The 20,627-nt window shown below is 74.1% G+C and carries 20 protein-coding genes; 2 read left to right on the top strand and 18 right to left on the bottom strand.

The window, feature by feature from the left end:
- Positions 1–81: 81 nt before the first annotated feature.
- The 16 genes from O2W18_RS06215 to ndk form a co-directional block, all read right to left on the bottom strand.
- A complete protein-coding gene (locus O2W18_RS06215; RefSeq protein WP_269186665.1) occupies positions 82–1,008 on the bottom strand; it encodes a DegV family protein in 927 nt (308 codons plus the stop codon).
- 46 nt (positions 1,009–1,054) lie between these two features.
- Positions 1,055–1,798, bottom strand: a complete 744-nt coding sequence (locus O2W18_RS06210; protein WP_269186664.1) for a histidine phosphatase family protein — start codon at positions 1,796–1,798, stop codon at positions 1,055–1,057.
- Positions 1,799–1,821: 23 nt separating this feature from the next.
- On the bottom strand, positions 1,822–2,271 hold the full coding sequence (rsfS, locus tag O2W18_RS06205) for a ribosome silencing factor (protein WP_269186663.1): 450 nt from the start codon (positions 2,269–2,271) through the stop codon (positions 1,822–1,824).
- The gene (gene nadD / locus O2W18_RS06200; protein ID WP_269186662.1) at positions 2,268–3,071 is read right to left on the bottom strand and encodes a nicotinate-nucleotide adenylyltransferase; all 804 of its coding nucleotides are present in this window, start codon (positions 3,069–3,071) and stop codon (positions 2,268–2,270) included. The genes rsfS and nadD overlap by 4 nt, the downstream gene beginning before the upstream one ends.
- Before the next feature lie 294 nt (positions 3,072–3,365).
- Complete coding sequence (locus O2W18_RS06195) at positions 3,366–4,802, bottom strand: vWA domain-containing protein (protein ID WP_269186661.1); 1,437 nt, start codon at positions 4,800–4,802, stop codon at positions 3,366–3,368.
- On the bottom strand, positions 4,802–5,686 hold the full coding sequence (locus tag O2W18_RS06190; protein WP_269186660.1) for an AAA family ATPase: 885 nt from the start codon (positions 5,684–5,686) through the stop codon (positions 4,802–4,804). Before O2W18_RS06190 ends, O2W18_RS06195 begins: the two co-directional genes overlap by 1 nt.
- A 53-nt stretch (positions 5,687–5,739) precedes the next feature.
- Entirely contained in the window at positions 5,740–6,990 is a 1,251-nt protein-coding gene (locus O2W18_RS06185; RefSeq protein ID WP_269186659.1) for a glutamate-5-semialdehyde dehydrogenase, read from the bottom strand.
- Between the two features lie 103 nt (positions 6,991–7,093).
- Positions 7,094–7,573, bottom strand: a complete 480-nt coding sequence (gene def, locus O2W18_RS06180; RefSeq protein ID WP_269186658.1) for a peptide deformylase — start codon at positions 7,571–7,573, stop codon at positions 7,094–7,096.
- Between the two features lie 12 nt (positions 7,574–7,585).
- Positions 7,586–8,707, bottom strand: a complete 1,122-nt coding sequence (gene proB / locus O2W18_RS06175) for a glutamate 5-kinase (protein ID WP_269186657.1) — start codon at positions 8,705–8,707, stop codon at positions 7,586–7,588.
- Positions 8,704–10,191: a GTPase ObgE gene (obgE, locus tag O2W18_RS06170; protein WP_269186656.1), complete on the bottom strand. Its 1,488-nt coding sequence runs from the start codon at positions 10,189–10,191 to the stop codon at positions 8,704–8,706. Before obgE ends, proB begins: the two co-directional genes overlap by 4 nt.
- A 108-nt stretch (positions 10,192–10,299) precedes the next feature.
- Positions 10,300–10,587 carry a 50S ribosomal protein L27 gene (rpmA, locus tag O2W18_RS06165; RefSeq protein ID WP_269186655.1) on the bottom strand — a complete coding sequence of 96 codons (288 nt, stop codon included), beginning with the start codon at positions 10,585–10,587 and terminating at the stop codon, positions 10,300–10,302.
- A gap of 4 nt (positions 10,588–10,591) precedes the next feature.
- On the bottom strand, positions 10,592–10,927 hold the full coding sequence (gene rplU, locus O2W18_RS06160; RefSeq protein ID WP_442928894.1) for a 50S ribosomal protein L21: 336 nt from the start codon (positions 10,925–10,927) through the stop codon (positions 10,592–10,594).
- A 223-nt stretch (positions 10,928–11,150) separates the two neighbouring features.
- A complete protein-coding gene (locus O2W18_RS06155; protein ID WP_269186654.1) occupies positions 11,151–14,474 on the bottom strand; it encodes an Rne/Rng family ribonuclease in 3,324 nt (1,107 codons plus the stop codon).
- A gap of 287 nt (positions 14,475–14,761) precedes the next feature.
- The gene (locus tag O2W18_RS06150; RefSeq protein WP_269186653.1) at positions 14,762–15,529 is read right to left on the bottom strand and encodes a TIGR03936 family radical SAM-associated protein; all 768 of its coding nucleotides are present in this window, start codon (positions 15,527–15,529) and stop codon (positions 14,762–14,764) included.
- On the bottom strand, positions 15,529–17,457 hold the full coding sequence (locus O2W18_RS06145; RefSeq protein ID WP_269186652.1) for a TIGR03960 family B12-binding radical SAM protein: 1,929 nt from the start codon (positions 17,455–17,457) through the stop codon (positions 15,529–15,531). Before O2W18_RS06145 ends, O2W18_RS06150 begins: the two co-directional genes overlap by 1 nt.
- Positions 17,458–17,571: 114 nt before the next feature.
- Positions 17,572–17,991 (bottom strand): nucleoside-diphosphate kinase, encoded by a 420-nt coding sequence (gene ndk, locus O2W18_RS06140; RefSeq protein WP_269186651.1) that lies wholly within the window; start codon positions 17,989–17,991, stop codon positions 17,572–17,574.
- A 72-nt stretch (positions 17,992–18,063) separates the two neighbouring features.
- Between ndk and O2W18_RS06135 the strand changes: the two genes are divergently transcribed.
- Both O2W18_RS06135 and O2W18_RS06130 read left to right on the top strand, forming a co-directional pair.
- The gene (locus O2W18_RS06135; RefSeq protein WP_036336706.1) at positions 18,064–18,285 is read left to right on the top strand and encodes a helix-turn-helix domain-containing protein; all 222 of its coding nucleotides are present in this window, start codon (positions 18,064–18,066) and stop codon (positions 18,283–18,285) included.
- 43 nt (positions 18,286–18,328) lie between these two features.
- Positions 18,329–18,823 (top strand): Clp protease N-terminal domain-containing protein, encoded by a 495-nt coding sequence (locus O2W18_RS06130; protein ID WP_269186650.1) that lies wholly within the window; start codon positions 18,329–18,331, stop codon positions 18,821–18,823.
- Between the two features lie 7 nt (positions 18,824–18,830).
- Here O2W18_RS06130 and O2W18_RS06125 read toward each other — a convergent pair whose 3' ends face one another.
- The gene (locus tag O2W18_RS06125; RefSeq protein ID WP_269186649.1) at positions 18,831–19,220 is read right to left on the bottom strand and encodes a DUF4233 domain-containing protein; all 390 of its coding nucleotides are present in this window, start codon (positions 19,218–19,220) and stop codon (positions 18,831–18,833) included.
- On the bottom strand, positions 19,217–20,614 hold the full coding sequence (locus tag O2W18_RS06120; protein ID WP_269186648.1) for a bifunctional folylpolyglutamate synthase/dihydrofolate synthase: 1,398 nt from the start codon (positions 20,612–20,614) through the stop codon (positions 19,217–19,219). The genes O2W18_RS06125 and O2W18_RS06120 overlap by 4 nt, the downstream gene beginning before the upstream one ends.
- Positions 20,615–20,627 lie beyond the last annotated feature (13 nt).

The following is a 20,627-nucleotide window of genomic DNA, read 5'->3' as shown; positions in this document are numbered from 1 at the left end:
ACGAAGCGCACCGTTGTGGACGGCGGCGCCCGTCGAGTGCCGGATCCGCCCGACCGTGACCGGGTGCCCGACCTCCCGACCTCAGTCCTGGACCTGCTCCGACGGGCCCGGCGACGGCGGTGGCCCGTCCTCACCCCGTTGGCCTGCCTCCGCGCCCGGACGCGGGGTCGGGTCGACGACCACACCGACCGCCCCCGGCCCGACGTGCGCCCCGACGGCCGCCCCCAGTTCGCTCACGTACAGCTCGGTGAGCGCCGGCAGCCGGGCGGCCAGCTGGTCGGCGAGCCGCTGGGCGCGCTCCGGGGCGGCGAGGTGGTGCACCGCGGCGGCCACCGGGGCGTCGCCGGCCACGTCGACCGCGCGCTGGACCAGCCGGTTGAGCGCACGGGCGGACGTGCGCACCTTCTCCAAGGCGACCACCTGGCCATCGGTCACGTGCAGCACCGGCTTCACCGCCAGGGCACTGCCGAGCAGCGCGGCGGCGGCGCCGATCCGCCCACCCCGCCGCAGGTGCTCCAGGGTGTCGACGACGAAGAACGTGCGGGTCGCCGCCGCCGTCTCCCGGGCCGCGTCGGCCACCTCGGCGGCCGAGGCACCTCCGGCGGCGGCCCGGGCGGCGGCGAGCACGGCGAACCCGGTGCCCATCGCGGCCGACCGGGAGTCCAGCACGGTCACCAGGTGCTCACCGACCTGCGCCGCCGCCACCCGGGCGGCATCCCAGGTGCCCGACAGCTCCCCGGACAGGTGCACCGACACCAGCCGGTCGGCACCGCCGTCCAGCAGCCGGCGGTACACGGCCACGAAGTCCCCCGGCGTCGGGCGCGACGTGCTGACGTGCCCGCCCCGCACGGAGAGGGATCGGGCGACCTCGGCGGAGGTGACGTCGCTGCCCTCCCGACCCGAACGCCCGGCGAGCACCACGTACAGCGGCACGACCTCGATGCCGTAGTGCTCGACGACGTCGGCCGGCAGGTAGGCCGTCGAGTCGGTGACCACGGCGACGGACATGGCGCGAGGCTAGCCGCGTGCAACGCAGCGGTGCGGGGGCGGGCGGTCAGCCCGCGTCGGCGTCGGTCACGGGCGCACCCTCCTCGGGGCTGGCTCCCGCCCGCGGTGCGTCGGGGGCGTCGGTGGCCGAGAGCTCGGGGAACGGTCCGCGGTCACCGGGCGGTCGCACGCCGCCCTCCATGCGCTCAGCTGCCAGGGCCGACAGGTTGTGCCGCATCAGCCGCCACCCCGAGGCCTGGAAGGACAGCTCGCTCCAGTGGCAGTTGCCCAGCGGCCCGAAGACCCGCTTGTGCTCCGCGCCCAGCCCCAGCAGCGCCTCGATCAGCCGGCCGGCCGTGCCGCCGTGGGTCACCAGCACGGCCGTGGCCGCCGGCGGCAGGTCCGCCACAGCGGCGAGCGCCCGGGCGGCGACGTCGGCCTGCGCCTCCCCGCCACGATCGGGCACCGGCCGGCCGGCCATCCAGTCGGCGTACTGGCCCGGGTGCCGGTCCGCCACCTCGTGGCGGGTCAGGCCCTCCCAGCTGCCCAACCCGTGCTCGCGCAGCCGTTCGTCGATGCGCAGCGGCACACCCAGCAGCGGGGCGAGCGCCCCGGCCGTGTCGACCGCACGCTGCAGGTCGCTGGAGACGAGCAGCGTCTCCTGACCGTTCAGCAGGGCGGCCAGGTGAGGTGCGGTGCGCGCAGCCTGGGACCGCCCCTCGGCGTCCAGCGGTGGGTCGAGCTGGCCCTGGAAGCGTCCGGCGGCGTTCCACTCGGTACGGCCGTGCCGCCACACGAGCAGGCGGGACACCGCCGGGGCGTCGGGGCCCCCCGTCACCGGCCGGACTCGCCCGCGGCGTCCTCGGCGCGGCCGCCCTCGTCACCGGCGGCGTCCTCCTCGGCCGGCGTCGGGGCGGCCGGGACCGCACCGTCGGTGAACGGGATCACCGGGCAGTCCTTCCAGAGCCGCTCGAGGGCGTAGTAGGCGCGCTCCTCGGCGTGCTGGACGTGCACGACGACGTCGACGAAGTCGAGCAGCACCCACCGCCCCTCGGCCACACCCTCGCGGCGGACCGGCTTCACGCCGTGCTCGCGCAGGCGCTCCTCCACCCCGTCGACGATCGACTGGACCTGGCGTTCGTTGGGCGCCGACGTCAGGACGAACGCGTCGGTGATCGCCAGGCGGTCACTGACGTCGACGATGGAGACGTCGGTGGCGAGCTTGTCGGCGGCGGCCTGCGCTGCGATCAGCGCGGTCTCGCGTGCCTCGTCCGAGGCGGTCATCGGGGAATCTCCTGCAGGTCGGGGGACGGGTCGTCCCCGGTGATGGGGGTGTCGTTCAGGTCGGGGTCGCGCAGGGGTTCGTCGCGCACGGGGTCGTCGCGCAGGGTCGGGCCGGGTACGGCGGCCGCGGTCTCGCGGTGGTCGGTGGCCACCCGCCGCTCGGCCGGGAACCCACCGGTCCGCGGGCCATCGAGCAGCTCGTCGGCCCCGGTGCCGGGGTGGTAGAGCCCGCGCTTCTCGATGTACTGCACCACACCGTCGGGCACGAGGTACCAGACGGGCCGCCCGCGGCGCACCCGGTCGCGGCAGTCGGTGGAGCTGATCGCCAGCGCCGGCACCTCGACCAGGCTGACCGCACCGTGCGGCAGGTCGGCGTCGGCCAGCTGGTACCCGGGCCGGGTGACGCCCACGAAGTGGGCCAGCTGGAAGAGCTTGTCCGTCTCCCGCCAGCCGACGATCTGGGCGAGCGCGTCGGCACCGGTGATGAAGAAGAGCTCGGCGTCGGGGTGCAGGCGGTGCAGGTCGGTGAGGGTGTCGATGGTGTACGTCGGCCCGCCCCGGTCGACGTCGACCCGGCTCACCGAGAACCGCGGGTTGGAGGCGGTCGCGATCACGGTCATCAGGTAGCGGTCCTCCGCGGGGCTGACGCCCCGGTCGGACTTCTGCCACGGCTGACCGGTCGGCACGAACACGACCTCGTCCAGCCCGAACCGTCCGGCGACCTCGCTGGCGGCCACCAGGTGCCCGTGGTGGATGGGGTCGAAGGTCCCGCCCATCACCCCGAGTCGACGTCCTGCCACCGACCGAGCCTAGCCCGGCCCGACCGGAGCCGGTCGTCCGACCACCGGTTCCGGGGGCCAGGAGGAGGGGCACGACGGCCGGGTGGTCCCTGCCCCCTCGGGCTGGCGACCGGCTCCCCCGTGCCGCCGGTCGCGGGCGTGAGTCCGCCGGGTGGTCATGGCACCCACTCCTGCAACTCGTCCTCCACCCCGCCGCCGTGCCTGAACCGGACGATGCCGTCCCATTGGCGGCCGCGCGAGGAGGCAGGCCCGTGGGAACGATTCCGTCGGCGTGTCGTCATGGAGGAGGCGTCCTCAGAGGGTGGTGACGAAGTCGGCCAGCTGGGCCGCCGTGCGCACCTCGACCATCGGGAGGACCTCGGCGTACCGGTCGGCGGCCGAGTCGCCGCTGCCCCACAACCGGCGCGGCTCCGGGTTGAGCCAGTGCGCCGACCGCGACCGCCGCACCAGGTCGGCCAGCGTCGGCAGGCCCGGGTTCCGGTAGTTGGTGCGGCCGTCGCCGAGGACGAGCAACGACGTCTTCGGGCCGACGGCAGCGGGCCACCGCTCGGCGAAGACCTCGAAGGCGTTGCCGTAGTCGCTGTGCCCGTCGAAGCTCACCACGTCGGCCTCCCGGCCGATCCGGGCGATCGCGTCGACGACGTCGGCGCCGGGGCTGAAGAACCGGGTCACCTCGTCGGTGGAGTCGACGAAGGCGAACGCCCGGACGCCGCTGAAGTGCTCGCGCAGCGCCTGGGTGAGCATCAGGGTGAAGTGGCTGAAGCCGGCCACCGAGCCGCTGACGTCGCAGAGCACCACCAGCTCGGGCTTGTGCACCGCTCGCGGCCGGTGGTGGGTCACCAGCGGCATCCCGCCGGTGGCCAGGGAGGCGCGGACCGTGCGACGGAAGTCCAGCCGCCCGGCCCGGCCGAGCCGCCGGCGGGCCGACAGCCGGACGGCCAGCCGCCGGGCCAGCGGGGCCACGGTGCGACGCAGCTCCGCCAGGTCGGCCTGCTGGGCGCGGAGGAAGTCGACCTGGTCGGCCATCGGGCGGACGGCGTTGCGGGCGACCTTGTCCCGCCCCTTCTCCGCCGCGGTGCGCCGCCGGACCTCGGCCTCCACCGCCGTCCGGAACGCCGCGATCCGCTCCCTCGCCGTCGACCGGGCCACCTGCTCGGCCAGCCCCCCGGTCTCACCGCCGCCGAGCATCCCGGCCAGCAGCTGCGCCACGAGCGTGTCCGGCGAGAGCGCGCGCAGCACCCGGTAGCTGAAGAACGACTGCCCCGAGGGGCTGGGTGCCCCGGCACCGAGCTGATCGACGGCCAGCCGGGCGAACCGGCGCAGCGCCTCCCAGTCCCCGTCCAGCAGCAGCCGCAGCAGCTCGGCGCGCAGCGCCTCGGCCAGCGCACCCGGGTCGCCCACCGGCAGCGGCCCGTCGGCCCCCGGCTCGCCGCCCTCGTCGCCGTCCCCGGGGGCATCGTCGTCGGCGACCGGCAGCGGCCGGTCGGTGAGCGGCCACCAGAGGTCGAACAGCACGTCGAAGACCTCGCGCTGGGCGGCCCGGCGGAGCAGCACCGCGGCCAGTCCGTGCCGCAGCTGGTCCCGGTCGAGCAGGTCGACGACGGTGAGCACCTGGGCGGCGTCCACGGCCTGGCTGATCCCGACCGGCACGCCGGCCTCCCGGACCGCGCGGACGAAGCCGTCCAGGTGCCCGACCAGCCCACCCGGCTCGACGGCGGCTCCCGGCGGCATCAGTTCAGCCGGAGCTCGGCGGCGGCGCGCACCTGGTCGCTGGCGTGCTTGAGCACCACGCCCAGCGTCGAGCGCATCGCCGACTCGTCCAGGGTGTCCAGGCCCAGGGCCAGCAGCGTCTGCGCCCAGTCCAGCGTCTCCGAGATCGACGGCGACTTCTTCAGCTCCAGGGCACGCAGTGCCCGCACCGTGCGCACCAGCTGGTCGGCCAGGCCCGGCGCGAGGTCGGGGACCCGGGACAGCACGATCTCCCGCTCCCGCTCGGCGCTCGGGTAGTCCAGGGCGAGGTACAGGCAGCGGCGCTTGAGCGCCTCGGACAACTCGCGGGTCGCGTTCGAGGTGAGCACCACGAGCGGTCGGCGAGTGGCGGTGATCGTGCCGAGCTCGGGGATGGTGACCTGGAAGTCGCTGAGCACCTCCAGCAGCAGGCCCTCCACCTCGACGTCGGCCTTGTCGGTCTCGTCGATGAGCAGCACGGTCGGCTCGGTGCGGCGGATGGCGGTCAGCAGCGGCCGGGCGAGCAGGAACTCCTCACCGAAGACGTCGTCGTGCACGGTGTCCCAGTCGGCACCGCCGGTGCCCGCCGCGGAGATCCGCAGCAGCTGCTTCTTGTAGTTCCACTCGTACAGCGCCCGCGCCTCGTCCAGGCCCTCGTAGCACTGCAGCCGGATCAGCTCCGACCCCGTCGCGGCGGCCATCGCCTTGGCCAGCTCGGTCTTGCCCACCCCCGCCGGACCCTCGACCAGCAGCGGCTTGCCCAGCCGGTCGGCCAGGAAGACGGTGGTGGCGATCTGCGCGTCGGGCAGGTACCCCGCGGCCGTCAGCCGCGTCGTCACGTCCGCCACGTCGGCGAACTGGGCGGCGTGGGTGGGCGTGCGGGACATGCGGCTCCTCGTTGAGCGTGCGGGGTGGCGCCCGCGCCTGTGGGCGGGCCAGGTCAGCGGGTGTGGCCGCTGCCGGTGACGACGTAGGTGGTGGAGGTGAGTTCCGGCAACCCGAGCGGGCCGCGGGCGTGCAGCTTCTGGGTGGAGATGCCGATCTCGGCGCCGAAGCCGAACTCGCCGCCGTCGGTGAACCGGGTGGAGGCGTTGACCAGCACCGCCGCGGCGTCGACGCCGGCGGTGAACTCGGCGATGGCCCGGGCGGAGTCGGCGACGATCGCCTCGCTGTGCCCGCTCCCCCACCGGCTGATGTGGTCCAGGGCGCTGGGGAGGTCGTCCACCACCCGCACGGCCATGTCCAGCGACAGGTACTCGGTGGCCCAGTCCTCGTCGGTGGCCGGGACGACGCCCTCGTGCGCCCGGGCGGCGGCCTCGTCGCCGTGCAGGGTGACCCCGGCGTCGGCCAGCGCGGCCAGCAGCCGGGGCAGGAAGGCGACGTCCCGGTGCACCAGCAGGGTCTCCGCGGAGTTGCACACGCTGACCCGGGAGGTCTTGGCGTTCAGCACGATGGCCTCGGCCATGGCCGGGTCGGCGGAGGCGTCGACGTAGACGTGGCAGTTGCCGACGCCGGTCTCGATCACCGGCACGGTCGCCTCCCGCACCACGCGGTTGATCAGGGATGCCCCACCGCGCGGGATGACGACGTCGACCAGCCCGCGGGCGCTGAGCAGCTCACCGACCGAGGCGCGGTCCGCGGGCAGCAGCGCGATCGACCCGGCCGGCAGCCCGGCCTTCTCGGCGGCCTCGGTGAGCACGGCGACCAGTGCCGTGTTGGTGCGGTGCGCGGAGCCGGACCCACGCAGCAGCGCGGCGTTGCCGCTCTTCAGGCAGAGCCCGGCGGCGTCGACGGTCACGTTGGGCCGGGCCTCGTAGACGATCCCGACCACACCGAGCGGCACCCGCACCTGCCGCAGCTGCAACCCGTTGGCCAGCGTGGACCCGCGGACGACGTCGCCCACGGGGTCGGGCAGCGCGACCAGCTGCCGGAGCGCGTCGGCCACCCCGGAGAGCCGGCCGGGGTCCAGGCGCAGCCGGTCGAGCACCGACTCCGGCGTCCCGTCGGCCGCGGCGGCCTCGACGTCGACGGCGTTGGCCGCGAGCACCTCGTCGGTGCGCTCGACCAGCGCGTCGGCCATCGCGGCCAGCGCGGCGTCCTTGGTCTCGGTCGGCAGGGTGCGGAGCACGCGGGCGGCCTCGCGGGCGCGGGCCGCGGCGGCCCCGATCAGCGGGAACTCGACGTCGGACACGCGTCGAGGTTACGCGCGGCCCGAGGAGGCACAGGAGGCTGTTCACCCGGTTCCGGAGCCTAGACCGGGTGAACAGCTTCCTACGCCTGGGTTGGCGGAGCCCTCAGGCGCGGAGGGCGCGGAGGACCTGCTTGCGCGCATCGCCGGTCAGCCGGTCGACGAACAGCTTCCCGTCGAGGTGGTCGACCTCGTGCTGCAGACAGCGGGCCATGAGTCCGCTGCCCTCGATCCGGATCGGCTCACCGTGCACGTCGAAGCCCTCGGCCACGCAGTGCATCGCCCGCACGGTCGGCGCGTAGAGCCCCGGGATCGACAGGCAGCCCTCGTCGTCGTCCTGGGTCTCCTCGCTGCGCTCGGTGATCACCGGGTTCACCATGTGCCCGATGACGCCGTCGACGTTGTAGGAGAAGACCCGCAGGCCGACCCCGATCTGGGTCGCCGCCACCCCGGCCCGGCCGGGGTGGTCGACGGTCTCCTCCAGGTCGCGGACGAGCGCGGCGAGGTCCTTGTCGAAGGCGCGGATCGGGTCGGCCGGGGTGCGCAGCACCGGGTCGCCGATCTCGCGGATGGGGCGAACGGTCACCGCACCAGTCTCTCAGCCTCGGGTGGCGCGCCCGACGAGGACCATCTCATCGCGGTGGACGACCTCACGGCGGTGCTCCGGGTCCAGGTCACCGGTCTTGCGGCCCACCAGCGCCGGCAGCTCGCGGGCGTCGTAGGCGACCAGGCCACGGGCGACCACCTCGCCGTCCGGGCCGACCAGCTCCACCGGGTCGTCGGCGAGGAACTCCCCGGTCACCCCGGTGATGCCCGCGGCCAGCAGCGACGCGTGCCGCTCACGGACGGCGCGCACGGCCCCCTCGTCCAGCAGCACCCGGCCCCGGGGGCGGCTGGCGTAGCGGAGCCAGAACTGCCGGGCAGAGGGACGCCGGCCGGTCGGGGCGAACAGGGTGCCCACCCGCTCGCCGGCCAGCGCGGCCGCCGCCTGGGCGGTGGAGGTGACCACGACGGGCACCCCCGCCGCCGAGGCGATGAGGGCGGCCTCCACCTTGGTGGCCATCCCGCCGGTGCCGACGCCGTTGCGGCTGGCCGAGCCCAGCGTGACCGCCGCCAGGTCCGCCGGGCTGCGCACGGTGTCGACCAGCGCGGCCGGCCCGGTGCGCGGGTCGCCGTCGTAGACGCCGTCCACGTCGGAGAGCAGCAGCAGGGCGTCGGCCATGGCCACGTGGGCGACCAGCGCGGCGAGCCGGTCGTTGTCGCCGAACCGGATCTCCTCGGTGGCGACCGTGTCGTTCTCGTTGACGATCGGCAGCACACCGAGGGCCAACAGCCGCTCGATCGTCTGCTGCGCGTTGCGGTAGTGGCTGCGCCGGGTCAGGTCATCGGCGGTGAGCAGCACCTGGCCCACGGTCACGTCGTGGGCGGTGAAGGCGTCGGCGTAGGTCTGCACCAGCCGCAACTGCCCGACGCTCGCGGCTGCCTGCGCCGTGGCCAGGTCGCGGGGGCGGCCGGCCAGCCCCAGCGGCGCCAGCCCGGCGGCGATCGCGCCCGAGGAGACGAGCACGACCTGCCGGCCGGCGGCGCGGAGCGCGCCGAGGACGTCGACCAGCGCCCGCAGCCGGGTCTCGTCCAGCCCGCCGGGCAGCGTGGTCAGCGACGAGGACCCGACCTTGACCACCACCCGTTGCGCGGCGGCGATCTCCGCGCGGGCAGTCACCGGTCGGTGTCGTCGAGGAGGTCGGCGTCGACCCAGCCGTCCCCCTCGGCCACCTCGTACGGCAGCCGGCGGGCCTTCTTGGCCAGCAGCCGCTCGTCGGCCGAGGGCCGCGAGTTGTCCTCGAGCCGGGTGTCGGTGCCCCGACCACCCAGGCCCGCGGTCTCCTCGATGGTGAGCGTGCCGGCCGGGAGGGTGGGCTCCCAGTCGAAGGTGACGTCGCCGACCGTGATCGCGTCCCCGGGGACGGCGCCGGCCTTGGCCAGCTCCTCCTCCACGCCCAGCCGGTTGAGCCGGTCCGCGAGGTAGCCCACGGCCTCGTCGTTGTTGAAGTCCGTCTGCCGGACCCAGCGCTCCGGGCGAACCCCGAGCACGACCCACCCGTCGGTGCGGGGGTCGGGCTCGACGGTGAAGCCGCCGTCGTCGACAGCGCGCGGGGTGATGGTGATCGGTGCCAACGGGAGGTCGGGCAGCGAGGCCCGGTGCTCCTCGACGGCGGCCGCCAGCGCGTAGCCCAGCTCGGTCACGCCCTCCCCGGTGGCCGCGCTGATCGGGAACACCTGCAGGCCGCGCGCCTCCAGCGAGGTGCGCACCAGGTCGACCAGCTCGCGGCCGTCCGGGACGTCGATCTTGTTGAGCACGGCGATCCGCAGCCGGCCGACCAGGTCGAGCTCCTCGCCGCCGTACTCGCGCAGCTCGTGCTCGAGGGCCTCGATGTCGGTCTCCGGGTCGCGACCGGGCTCCATCGTCGCCATGTCGACCACGTGCACCAGCACGGCGCAGCGCTCGACGTGCCGCAGGAACTCCAGACCCAGGCCCTTGCCCACGGACGCGCCGGGGATAAGGCCGGGGACGTCGGCCATCGTGTAGGTCGTGTCGCCGGAGCGGATCACGCCCAGCTGCGGGACCAGCGTGGTGAAGGGGTAGTCGGCGATCTTGGGCCGGGCCGCGGACATCGAGGCGACGAGCGAGGACTTGCCGGCCGACGGGTACCCGACCAGGCCGACGTCGGCGATGCTCTTCAGCTCGAGGACGGCGTCGACGGCGTCGCCGGGCTCACCGAGCAGCGCGAAGCCGGGGGCCTTGCGGCGCGCGTTGGCGAGCGCGGCGTTGCCCAGCCCGCCCTTGCCGCCGCGGGCGAGCACCAGCCGGGCACCGGCCCCGACCAGGTCGGCGACGACCTGGCCGTCGACGCTCACGACCGTGCCCGAGGGGACGCCGAGGACCAGATCGGCCCCGCGCCCGCCGTTGCGGTAGTCACCCGCCGCCTGCTTGCCGTTGCCGGCCTTCTGGTGCGGGTGGTGGTGGAAGTCCAGCAGGGTGTGCACGCTCGGGTCGACCTCGAGGACGACGTCCCCGCCGTCCCCGCCGTTGCCCCCGTCGGGACCACCCAGCGGCTTGAACTTCTCCCGGTGCACGGAGCTGACCCCGTTGGCACCCTTGCCTGCCGAGACGTGGACCGTCACGCGGTCGACGAAAGCGGCCATGATCGCCGCCTCTCTGCGCTACGGCCGAACTGTCCGGAAAGGGAAACGGGTGGCGGCGCCGGACTCCGGCGCCGCCACCCAGTCAGAGCTGGTGGAACTGGGTGGTGCTCAGACCGAGACGGTCTCGCGGACGGCCACCGGGGCGCCGACGGCGGTGATGGCGACCTCGCGGCGGCCGCGGCGGAAGCCGAAGGTCACCGCGCCGGGGACGAGGGCGAACAGGGTGTCGTCCTTGCCGCGGCCGACGCCGAGACCCGGGTGGAAGTGGGTGCCGCGCTGGCGGACGATGATCTCGCCGGCCTTGACGACCTGACCACCGAAGCGCTTGACGCCCAGGCGCTGGGCGTTGGAGTCGCGACCGTTACGGGACGACGATGCGCCCTTCTTGTGTGCCATGTCGTCAGCCCTTCGTGATGTCGCGGACCACGACGCTGGTCAGGGGCTGACGGTGCCCCTGGCGCTTGTGGTAGCCCGTCTTGTTCTTGAACTTGTGGATGTGGATCTTCGGGCCCTTGCCGTGCTCGACGATCTCGCCGGTCACGGTGACACCGGCGAGCGTCTGAGCGTCGGAGGTGACGGTGTCGCCGTCGACCAGCAGGATGGCCGGAAGGGTGACGGTGTCACCGGCCTCCCCGCTCAGGCGGTTGATGGTGAACGTGTCACCGACACCCACCTTGTGCTGCGCTCCACCGGCCTTGACGACTGCGTACACCACTGACTCCTCGATCGATTCCATGTGTCCAGCACTGTTGTCCTGCGCGCACGACCGCCACGAGGGCCGAGTGCTGGACGTGCTGCTCGCGCCTCCCAGGCGGCACCGGAGTGCACGGCCCGTGGTGGAGCAACCCGTCCAGCGTACCCGAGGCATCGTGCCCGGGTCGAACCGCGTTCGGCCGACCCGGTCGGCCCCGTGCCCCCACCGCGAGCTCACCCGCGGTGGGGGCACCGGGCCCGCTCGATCAGGCCGGCGGGCCTGCGGGCCGTGAGGCGGCCCTGCGGCGCCGCGGCCGGGCCGCCGGGACGTCCTGGACGGCCGCGGGCTCGGCGACCGGCTGGGGTGCCACGACGACGGTCGGCCCCGACCGGTCCTCGGCGGCAGCCGTGGCCTCCGGCTCGGCCGGTGGGGCCACCGCCGCCGCCAGGACGCTGTCCGGCGTCGGCTCCTCGGCGGCAGGCGCCTCGGAGACAGGCGCCTCGGCAGTGGGAGCCTCGGTGACGGGAGCGTCCTCGGCCGCCCGGGCCTCGGAAGACTGCCCGCGTCCGCGGCGACCCCGGCTGCGGCGACCGCGACCCTCGTCGACCGGCTCGTTCTCCGGCTCAGGGGTCGGCTCGGCGTCCGGCTCGGCAGCCTGCTCCGCCGCGGCCGGCTCGTCGAAGGACGCCCCGCCCTGCAGCGCCATGGCGTCCGCGACGTCCCAGCCGGCGGCCGGGTCCTCGCGACGTGAGGTCGTGGTGCCCCCGTCCACCGTCTCCGGCGTCTCGGTCACCGCTGCGCCCTGCTCCTCCTGCGGAGCGGCGTCCGGCGCACCGGTGCCCGCGGGACCACGGTCCTTGGTGCCGCCGTCCCGGGCACCACGGTCCCGGCCGCCTCGGCTGCGCCGGCCGCGACCGCCGCCGGTCTCGGTCCCGTCGGTCTCCGGTGCCTCGAGCGCCGGCGGCGTCGGGGTGGCCTCCCGCTCCGTCGCGGGTGCCGCCTCCTCGACCTCGGGGGTCACGACGTCGGCGTCCTTGGCCCGGTCGTTCCGGCCCTTGTCGCGACCGGAGCCCGACGCGGTGCCGGAGCCACTGCCCGGAGCGCCCGGGCCGTTGCCCGAGTCACCCCGGTTGCGGCCGCCGCCACCGTTGCCGCCGCCACCGTTGCCGGCGCCGTTGCCCGCGCTGCCGTTCCCGCTGGACCGCTTCTTGTCGTCCACCGGGTCGACCTGCACCAGGACACCCCGGCCGCGGCAGTGCTCGCACGGCTCGGAGAAGACCTCCAGCAGACCCTGGCCCACCCGCTTGCGGGTCATCTGCACCAGGCCCAGCGAGGTCACCTCGGCGACCTGGTGCTTCGTGCGGTCGCGGCCGAGGCACTCGGTGAGCCGCCGCAACACGAGGTCGCGATTGCTCTCCAGGACCATGTCGATGAAGTCGATGACGATGATCCCGCCGATGTCGCGCAGCCGGAGCTGACGGACGATCTCCTCGGCGGCCTCGATGTTGTTCCGGGTGACGGTCTGCTCCAGGTTGCCGCCGGACCCGACGAACTTCCCGGTGTTCACGTCGACGACCGTCATCGCCTCGGTGCGGTCGATGACCAGCGAGCCGCCCGAGGGCAGCCAGACCTTGCGGTCCAGCGCCTTCATCAGCTGCTCGTCGATCCGCAGGTCGCGGAAGACGTCGCCGGTGCCGGTGTAGCGCTGCAGCCGCTCGGACAGCTCCGGGGAGACGTGCGCGACGTAGGCCTCGACGGTGTCCCAGGCGTCGTCGCCCTGGACGACCAGCCGCTTGAAGTCCTCGTTGAAGACGTCGCGGATGACCCGGATCGCCAGGTCCGGCTCGCCGTAGAGCAGCGTCGGCGCGTTGCTGGTCGAGGACGCCTTGGTCTGGATGACCTCCCACTGCGCCTGGAGCCGGGCCACGTCGCGGGTGAGCTCCTCCTCCGAGGCGCCCTCCGCGGCGGTGCGGATGATGACGCCGGCGTCCTCGGGGACGATCTTCTTCAGGATGTCCTTGAGCCGCTGGCGCTCCTTGTCCGGGAGCTTGCGGCTGATGCCGGTCATCGAGCCACCGGGCACGTAGACCAGGAAGCGGCCGGGCAGGTTGACCTGCTGGGTCAGCCGGGCGCCCTTGTGGCCGATCGGGTCCTTGGTGACCTGGACCAGGACCTTGTCGCCGGACTTGAGCGCGGTCTCGATCGACCGGGACTTGCCGGACAGGCCGGCGGCGTCCCAGTTGACCTCACCGGCGTACAGGACGGCGTTGCGGCCCTTGCCGACGTCGATGAAGGCGGCCTCCATGCTGGGCAGCACGTTCTGCACGCGGCCCAGGTAGACGTTGCCCGCGAACGAGGTCGCCTGCGTCTGGGTGACGTAGTGCTCGACGAGGACGTCGTCCTCCAGAACGGCGATCTGGGTGCGCTCGCCGTGCTGCCGGATGACCATCGCCCGGTCCACGGCCTCGCGCCGCGCCAGGAACTCCGACTCCGACAGGATCGGCGCGCGGCGACGGCCACCGTCGCGGCCCTCACGGCGGCGCTGGCGCTTGGCCTCGAGCCGGGTGGAGCCGGCCACGCCCCGGACGTCGTCGTCGCTGGAGGTACGGCCGTTGCGTCCTGCGCGCTCCGGCCGGTCATCGGCGTCCTCGGCGGTGTCGTCGCTGCCGCTCTCGCCGCTGGTGCCGCGGCGACGGCGACGGCGACGACGGCGGGTGCTGGACCCCGAGCCGCCCTCGGCAGCGTCGTCGTCCTCGGTGTCGTCGTCCTGGCCGTCGCGCTCACTGGCATCGCGCTCGCTGCTGTCGCCGGACTCGTCGGCGCCGACCGGGGTCTCGACGTCGGTGTCGGTGTCCTCGTCCTCGCGGTCGCCGTCGGTGGCGTCCTCACCGGTGCGTCCGCGGCCGCGGCCCCGACGCCCCCGGCGCCGGCGACGACTGCCCGAGGAACCGCCGTCCTCGCCGTCGCGGTCGTCGGAGTCCTCGGCGTCCCGCTCGTCGGTCTCGGTCTCCTCGACCTCGACCGGCTCGCTCTCGGCCGCACTGCGGCGACGGCTGCGGGAACGCCGCGGCGGCGCCTCCTCGGCGTCCCGCTCGTCGGTGGCCGGGCGGTCGTCGGTCCGGCTGGTGTCGGTCTCGGTCGACTCGCTCGGCGACTCGGCCTGGGGACGGCGGCTGCGGCGGCGCGGCGCAGCGACCTCGGGCTCGGGGGCCACGAAGCTGATGAAGGCGGGGGCGACGTGCGAGAGCTGCGGCGCGGGGGGCTCGACGGAGTCGGGGTCGGCGGTCACGGCCGGCCGGGTCGCGCGACGGCGGGGCCGGGCGGTGACGGTCGTGGGCTCGGGTGAGCTGAACTGTGCGCCGAACCTCGGGAGCTCGTGCTCCGGCTGGGGCGTCACCGCCTCGGCCACCGGGGTCTCGACCGGCTCCTCGGAGAGGTCCTCGGCGGTCGGCTCGGCGTCCGGCTCACCGAGCAGGGCCTCACCCTCGGCCGGGTCAGCCACCGGACCGCCGAGCAGCTCGGCGAGAGGCGTCGATCCCTCCGCGGTGCTGAGGTCGGTGCTGTTCTCGTTGTCGTAGTGGTCGGCCACGAAGGGCTCGCCTCCTGTGCGTCCCCGGGCGCCGATCGTCTCCGACTGGCGGCCGCGCAGGAACGTGGGTTGGGCGGGTCGGGCGGCCACTGGGAGCGGCGGTTCTGCCCGGCCCGCGAAGTCTGGTCCGCGCCCCGGCCGGTGCGGCTGGGGCCCGGTGGTGCAGCGTGCTGAACACGGGTGGTGCGGTGGTCCGAAAGATCAGGTGGTGCCGAGTTCGGGTGGTGCAGCGCCACGGCTGGCAGACGTGGCGCAGGCGACGCCGGGCGCATCCGGGTCCGACCGGATCAGACCTGAGCCGGCTCCCCCTGGCAGCGGGAACTGGCCACGCGGTCGGGCCCGAGCGGATCGGCGACGTCACCGCTGTCGTCGAGCCGGCCCTGCGCCTCACGCACGGCCCTGGCGGGCAACGGCGGGTGCAGGTCGGCGACGGCAGCCAGAGCGGCCATCACGTCATCCGGTCGCACGGTCGGCGTGAGCTGCCGTACGACCACGAGCAGTATGGCACAACCTGCCTCAACAGCGACCGCAGCAGAGACGACGGCCTCCCGCGCGTCGACGTCCTTGGTGCCGTTCTTGGTCCGTTTCGCGACCAGCACCACCTCCTGGGCGAGGAAGGTCTGCACGGCGGCGGACAGCTCGTCCGCGTCCACCCCGGGCAGGTCGATCCGCCACCGGGTGGCGTTGAGCCGGTCGGCCAGCGAACCGCTGCCCTCGACCGCCTCGACGCACTCCAGGACGTCGATCCCCGGCGGCAACGAGGCGTCCAGCGCGGCCCGCACCTGCTCCGGGTCGCGCCGCGCGGACAGCCCGATCTCGAAGTACTCCGCCTCCGAGGCGGCACCGGTCGGCGCCGCCCCCATGTAGGAGATCTTCGGGTGTGGGCTGAACCCGGCGGAGAACGCCATCGGGACCTGCGCACGACGCAGCGCACGCTCCAGGGCGCGAGCCAGGTCGCGGTGCGAGGCGAACCGCAGCGGTCCGCGCTTGGTGTAGCGGAGCCGCAGCTTCTGCACGGTGGGCGGCGGCGGCGGGCCGTCCGGGGTGCGTGCCACTACCGGCTGACGGGGGTCAGGGGCAGCAGGCTGCGCCCGGTGGGCCCGATCTGGATGTCGGTGCCCATCGTCGGGCAGACACCGCAGTCGTAGCAGCCGGTCCAGCGGCAGTCGCCGACCTCGTCCTCACTGATCGCGTCCTGCCAGTCGTCCCAGAGCCACTCCTTGTCCAGCCCGGAGTCCAGGTGGTCCCAGGGCAGCACCTCGTGCTCGGTGCGCTCCCGGGTGGTGTACCAGGCCAGGTCGAGCCCGAACGCAGCGAGCTCCTCGGCCGCGGCCGTCTGCCATCGGTCGTAGGAGAAGTGCTCGCTCCAGCCGTCGAAGTGCCCGCCGTCGCGCCAGACCCGCTCGATGACCCGACCGACCCGGCGGTCGCCGCGCGACAGCAGCCCCTCGATCACGCCGGGCTTGCCGTCGTGGTAGCGCAAGCCGATCGAGCGACCGATCCGGCGGTCGGCGTTGATCGCCTCGCGCAGGATCCGCAGCCGGTGGTCGATCGTCTCGGCGCTGGCCTGGGCGGCCCACTGGAAGGGGGTGTGCGGCTTGGGCACGAAGCCACCGATGGAGACGGTGCAGCGGATGTCCTTGCTGCCACTGGCCTCCCGGCCGGCGCGGATCACCTCGACCGCCAGCTCGGCGATCTCCAGCACGTCCTCGTCGGTCTCGGTGGGCAGGCCGCACATGAAGTAGAGCTTCACCTGGCGCCAGCCGTTGGCGTAGGCCGTGGTGACCGTGCGGACCAGGTCCTCCTTGGACACGGTCTTGTTGATCACCCGGCGGATCCGCTCGCTGCCGCCCTCGGGGGCGAAGGTCAGCCCGGAGCGGCGGCCGTTGCGGGAGAGCTCGTTGGCCAGGGTGACGTTGAAGGCGTCGACCCGGGTGGAGGGCAGCGACAGGCCGGTGTTGGTGCCCTCGTACCGGTCGGCGAGCTCCTTGGCCAGCTGGCCGATCTCGGAGTGGTCGGCGCTGCTCAGCGAGAGCAGGCCCACCTCCTCGTAGCCGGTGGCCTTGAGCCCGGCGTCGACCATCGAGCCGATGCCGGTGATGGTGCGCTCGCGGACCGGGCGGGTGATCATCCCGGCCTGGCAGAAGCGGCAGCCACGGGTGCAGCCGCGGAAGATCTCCACGCTCATCCGCTCGTGCACGCTCTCGGCCAGCGGGACCAGCGGCTGCTTGGGGTAGGGCCACTCGTCGAGGTCCATCACCGTGCGCTTGCCGACGCGGGCCGGGACGTCGTCCCGGGTGCGGCGCACCTCGGCGATCGTGCCGTCGGCGGCATAGCTGACCGCGTAGAAGCGGGGCACGTAGACCCCGTCGACCCGGGAGAGCCGGGCCAGCAGCTCGACCCGCCCACCGGGGCGGCCCTGCTCCTTCCAGGCGGCGACGACGTCGGTGATGTCCCCGACGACCTGCTCGCCGTCCCCGAGCACCGCGCAGTCGACGAAGTCGCTGACCGGCTCGGGGTTGAAGGCGGCGTGCCCGCCGGCGACGACCACCGGGTGGCTCTCGTCGCGGTCGACGGCGTGCAGCGGGACGCCGGCGAGGTCGAGCGCCTCGAGCAGGTTCGTGTAACCGAGCTCGGTGGCGAAGCTGACGCCGAGCAGGTCGAACTCCCGCACCGGGCGGTGGGCGTCGACGGTGAACTGGCCGACCCCGTGCTCGCGCATCAGCCCGGCGAGGTCGGGCCAGACGGCGTAGGTGCGCTCGGCCAGGGCGTCGGGGCGCTCGTTGAGCACCTCGTACAGGATCATGAGGCCCTGGTTGGGCAGGCCCACCTCGTAGGCGTCCGGGTACATCAGCGCCCAGTGGACGGCGACGTCGTCCCACGGCTTGACCTGGGCGTTGAGCTCGCCACCGACGTACTGGATGGGCTTCTGGACCTGGGCGAGGAGGGGCTCGAGGCGGGGGTATAGAGACTCGACAGTCATGACCCGCCCAGGGTAGCCGCTCCGCCAGGGGCCGAAGTCGCGACTTCGGCATCAGGCCCCCTGGCAGAGGCCCACCGCGAGCTCGCGAGCGGTGGGGGGCGAGGGGGCCCTTCCTCAGAGCTGGGGGAAGAAGAGCGCGATCTCGCGCGCGGCCGACTCGGGCGAGTCGGAGCCGTGCACGATGTTGGCCTGCACCTCGAGGGCGAAGTCGCCGCGGATCGTGCCGGGCGCGGCCTTCACCGGGTCGGTCGCGCCGGCCAGCGCTCGGAACGCCTCGATGGCGCGCGGGCCCTCGACCACGAGGGCCAGCAGCGGGCCCCCGGTGATGAACTCGACCAGCGAGCCGAAGAACGGCCGCTCGCGGTGCTCGCCGTAGTGCTCCTCGGCGACGTCGGCGGTCAGGGTGCGCAGCTCGGCGGCGACCAGGCGCAGGCCCTTGGCCTCCAGGCGGGCGATGACCTGGCCGACCAGGCCCCGGGCCACGCCGTCGGGCTTGATCAGGACCAGCGAACGCTCAGCAGTGGGTGCAGACACGGCCGGGAGCGTACGGGACGGTTCCCGTCAACTCCGGTTGACAAGGGAAATTCGTCAATCTAGGTTGACGGCATGGCCTCCCCCACCGACGTCACCACCGCCGCCGCGGCCGACGACCCGGACACCGGGCTCCGTGCCATCCGTGCGCTCCGCGACCTCGCCGACCGCCTGGAGGTGCTGCAGGTCGGCAACGCCCGGGCGCGCGGCTGGTCCTGGCAACAGATCGCCGACGCCCTCGGCGTCAGCAAGCAGGCCGTCCACAAGAAGCACGCCACCTCACGAAGGGACCGCTGACGTGTTCGAGCGCTTCACCCGAGAGGCCCGTCAGGTGGTCGTCATGACGCAGGCACAGGCTCGCTGGCTGCGCGCCGAGCAGATCGAACCGGTGCACCTCCTGCTGGCCCTGACCGCCGACCCCGGTCGAGGGGGCCAGGTGCTGCGGGCGACCGGCGTCGACCTGGGATCCGTCGAGTCGGCCCTGGCACGCTCGAACGGCGCGCTGGACGCCGACGCACTGGCCGCCATCGGCATCGACCTGGACCAGGTGCGAGCTGCCGCCGAGTCCGCCTTCGGCCAGGGCGCGCTGGACCGCGGCGGCCGCGACCCGTCTGGTCACCTGCCCTTCGCCGAAGGGAGCAAGCGCGCCCTGGAGGAGTCACTGCGCCACGTCCTGCGGTCCAGGCTCCGCCGCCGGGCGCGGGTCATCGACAGCGGTGCGCTGCTGGCCGGGTTGCTCGCCGTCGGCGATCCGGTGGTGCAGCGGGTGCTCCAGCAGCTGGGCACCGACGCCGACCGGCTGCGCGGGCAGCTCGGGGACGCCTCGGCCGCGTGAGCTCCCGTCAGCCGGCGGGCGGCCCCGGGGGTGCGGTCGGCGGCGACCCGAAGGGCGTGCCGAGCAGCTCCTTGCGGACCTGCAGCAGGTAGAGCCAGATCAGCAGGAACACGCCGCCGACGAACCACATCGCCCCGCTGATCAGCCCGGTGAGCAGCAGCGGCACCTGTAGTGCCGTGCCGACGAACAGACCCTGCGGGCGGCGCTGCACCCCGCTGGCCAGGATCAGCAACACCGCCAGGACGAGCACGACCGTGAGCCGGGTGCTGGTCAGCCCCTCCCCGCTCTGCGCGATGCCGCGCGGCACGAAGAGGACGGCGATCCCCTCCATCAGCAGGATCGCGGCGGCAGCTCCCCCCAGCGCCTTGCCGGCGCGCACCGGGTCGGGTGCCGTCACGACCGCTTGCCGCCGAGGAGGCTGCGGGCCTCCCCCGCGGTGATCACGCTGCCGGTCACCAGCACGCCGGACCCACCGAGGGCGTCGTCGGGACCGGCCTCGGCCAGCTCCATCGCCGACTCCAGCGCGTCGGTGAGCAGCGGGTGCACGCTGACCCGGTCGGCCCCGAACACGTCGACGGCCAGCGCCCCCAGCTCGTCGGCCGGGATCGCCCGCGGAGAGCTGTTCTGGGTGACCACCAGTTCGGCGCACAGCGGCTCCAGCTCGGCCAGCATGCCGCTGACGTCCTTGCCCTGGACGCAGCCGACGACGCCGACCAGCCGGGTGAAGTCGAAGGACTCGCGGACCGCCTCGACCGTCGCCGCCATGCCGGCCGGGTTGTGCGCCGCGTCGACCAGCACCGCCGGGGAGGTGCGCACCCGCTCCAGCCGCCCGGGCGAGCGCACCGAGGCGAAGGACTCCCGGACGACGTCCTGGGCGACCGGGCCGGTGGCCGACCCCGCGCCCAGGAACGCCTCGACCGCGGCCAGCGCGACGGCGGCGTTCTGCGCCTGGTGCGCGCCGAACAACGGAAGGAAGACCTCGTCGTACTCACCGCCCAGCCCCTGCAGCCGCACCTGCTGGCCGCCGACGGCGACCCGGCGCTCGAGCACGCCGAACTCGGTGCCCTCGCGGGCGACGGTCGCGTCGACCTCGATCGCCCGCCGCACCAGCGCCTCCAGCGCGCCGGCCGGCTGGTGGGCGAGCACCGCGACGACACCGCCGTCCGGGCGACCGTCGGGCAGCACGCCGTCCCCGGTGGCCGGCTTGATGATCCCGGCCTTCTCGGTGGCGATCGTGGCGACGTCGGGCCCCAGGTACTCGGCGTGGTCCATCGAGACGGGCGTGACGACGGCGACCCGGGCGTCGGCGACGTTGGTCGCGTCCCAGGTGCCGCCCATGCCGACCTCGACGACCGCGACGTCCACCGGCGCCTCGGCGAAGGCGGCGTAGGCCATCGCGACCATCACCTCGAAGAAGGACATCGGGACGTCGCTGCCCGCGTCGACCATCTGCACGTAGGGGGCGACGTCGTCGTAGACCTCGACGAAGCGCTCGGCCGGCAGCGGCTCGCCGTCGAGCACGATCCGCTCCCGCATCGACTCCAGGTGCGGGCTGGTGAACCGGCCGACGCGCAGGCCGAAGCCGCGCAGCAGCTCGTCGACCATCCGCGCCGTCGTCGTCTTGCCGTTGGTGCCGGTCACCTGGACGACGGGCATCGCCCGGTGCGGGGAGCCGAGCAGGTCGACCAGGGCGGAGATGCGGGTCAGCGACGGCTCGAGCCGGTTCTCCGGCCACCGCGCCAGGAGCGCCTGCTCGACCCGGGCCAGGTCACGGGAAAGGGAGGTGCTCATCGCTCTTAGGATG

Source organism: Modestobacter sp. VKM Ac-2983 (genome assembly GCF_026967885.1).
Classification (GTDB): Bacteria; Actinomycetota; Actinomycetes; order Mycobacteriales; family Geodermatophilaceae; genus Modestobacter.
Note: the sequence above shows the minus strand (reverse complement) of the source record. Positions and strands in the feature narration are given on the sequence as shown.

Bases quoted from the DNA above. Each gene is read 5' to 3' on its own strand.
- O2W18_RS06215 (WP_269186665.1), bottom strand. From the start codon at position 1,008: ATGTCCGTCGCCGTGGTCACCGACTCGACGGCCTACCTGCCGGCCGAC.
- O2W18_RS06130 (WP_269186650.1), top strand. From the start codon at position 18,329: ATGACGCAGGCACAGGCTCGCTGGCTGCGCGCCGAGCAGATCGAACCG.
- rplU (WP_442928894.1), bottom strand. From the start codon at position 10,927: ATGGAATCGATCGAGGAGTCAGTGGTGTACGCAGTCGTCAAGGCCGGT.
- O2W18_RS06135 (WP_036336706.1), top strand. From the start codon at position 18,064: ATGGCCTCCCCCACCGACGTCACCACCGCCGCCGCGGCCGACGACCCG.
- O2W18_RS06145 (WP_269186652.1), bottom strand. From the start codon at position 17,457: ATGACTGTCGAGTCTCTATACCCCCGCCTCGAGCCCCTCCTCGCCCAG.
- obgE (WP_269186656.1), bottom strand. From the start codon at position 10,191: ATGGCCGCTTTCGTCGACCGCGTGACGGTCCACGTCTCGGCAGGCAAG.
- O2W18_RS06195 (WP_269186661.1), bottom strand. From the start codon at position 4,802: ATGCCGCCGGGAGCCGCCGTCGAGCCGGGTGGGCTGGTCGGGCACCTG.
- O2W18_RS06120 (WP_269186648.1), bottom strand. From the start codon at position 20,614: ATGAGCACCTCCCTTTCCCGTGACCTGGCCCGGGTCGAGCAGGCGCTC.
- O2W18_RS06190 (WP_269186660.1), bottom strand. From the start codon at position 5,686: ATGTCCCGCACGCCCACCCACGCCGCCCAGTTCGCCGACGTGGCGGAC.
- rpmA (WP_269186655.1), bottom strand. From the start codon at position 10,587: ATGGCACACAAGAAGGGCGCATCGTCGTCCCGTAACGGTCGCGACTCC.
- rsfS (WP_269186663.1), bottom strand. From the start codon at position 2,271: ATGACCGCCTCGGACGAGGCACGCGAGACCGCGCTGATCGCAGCGCAG.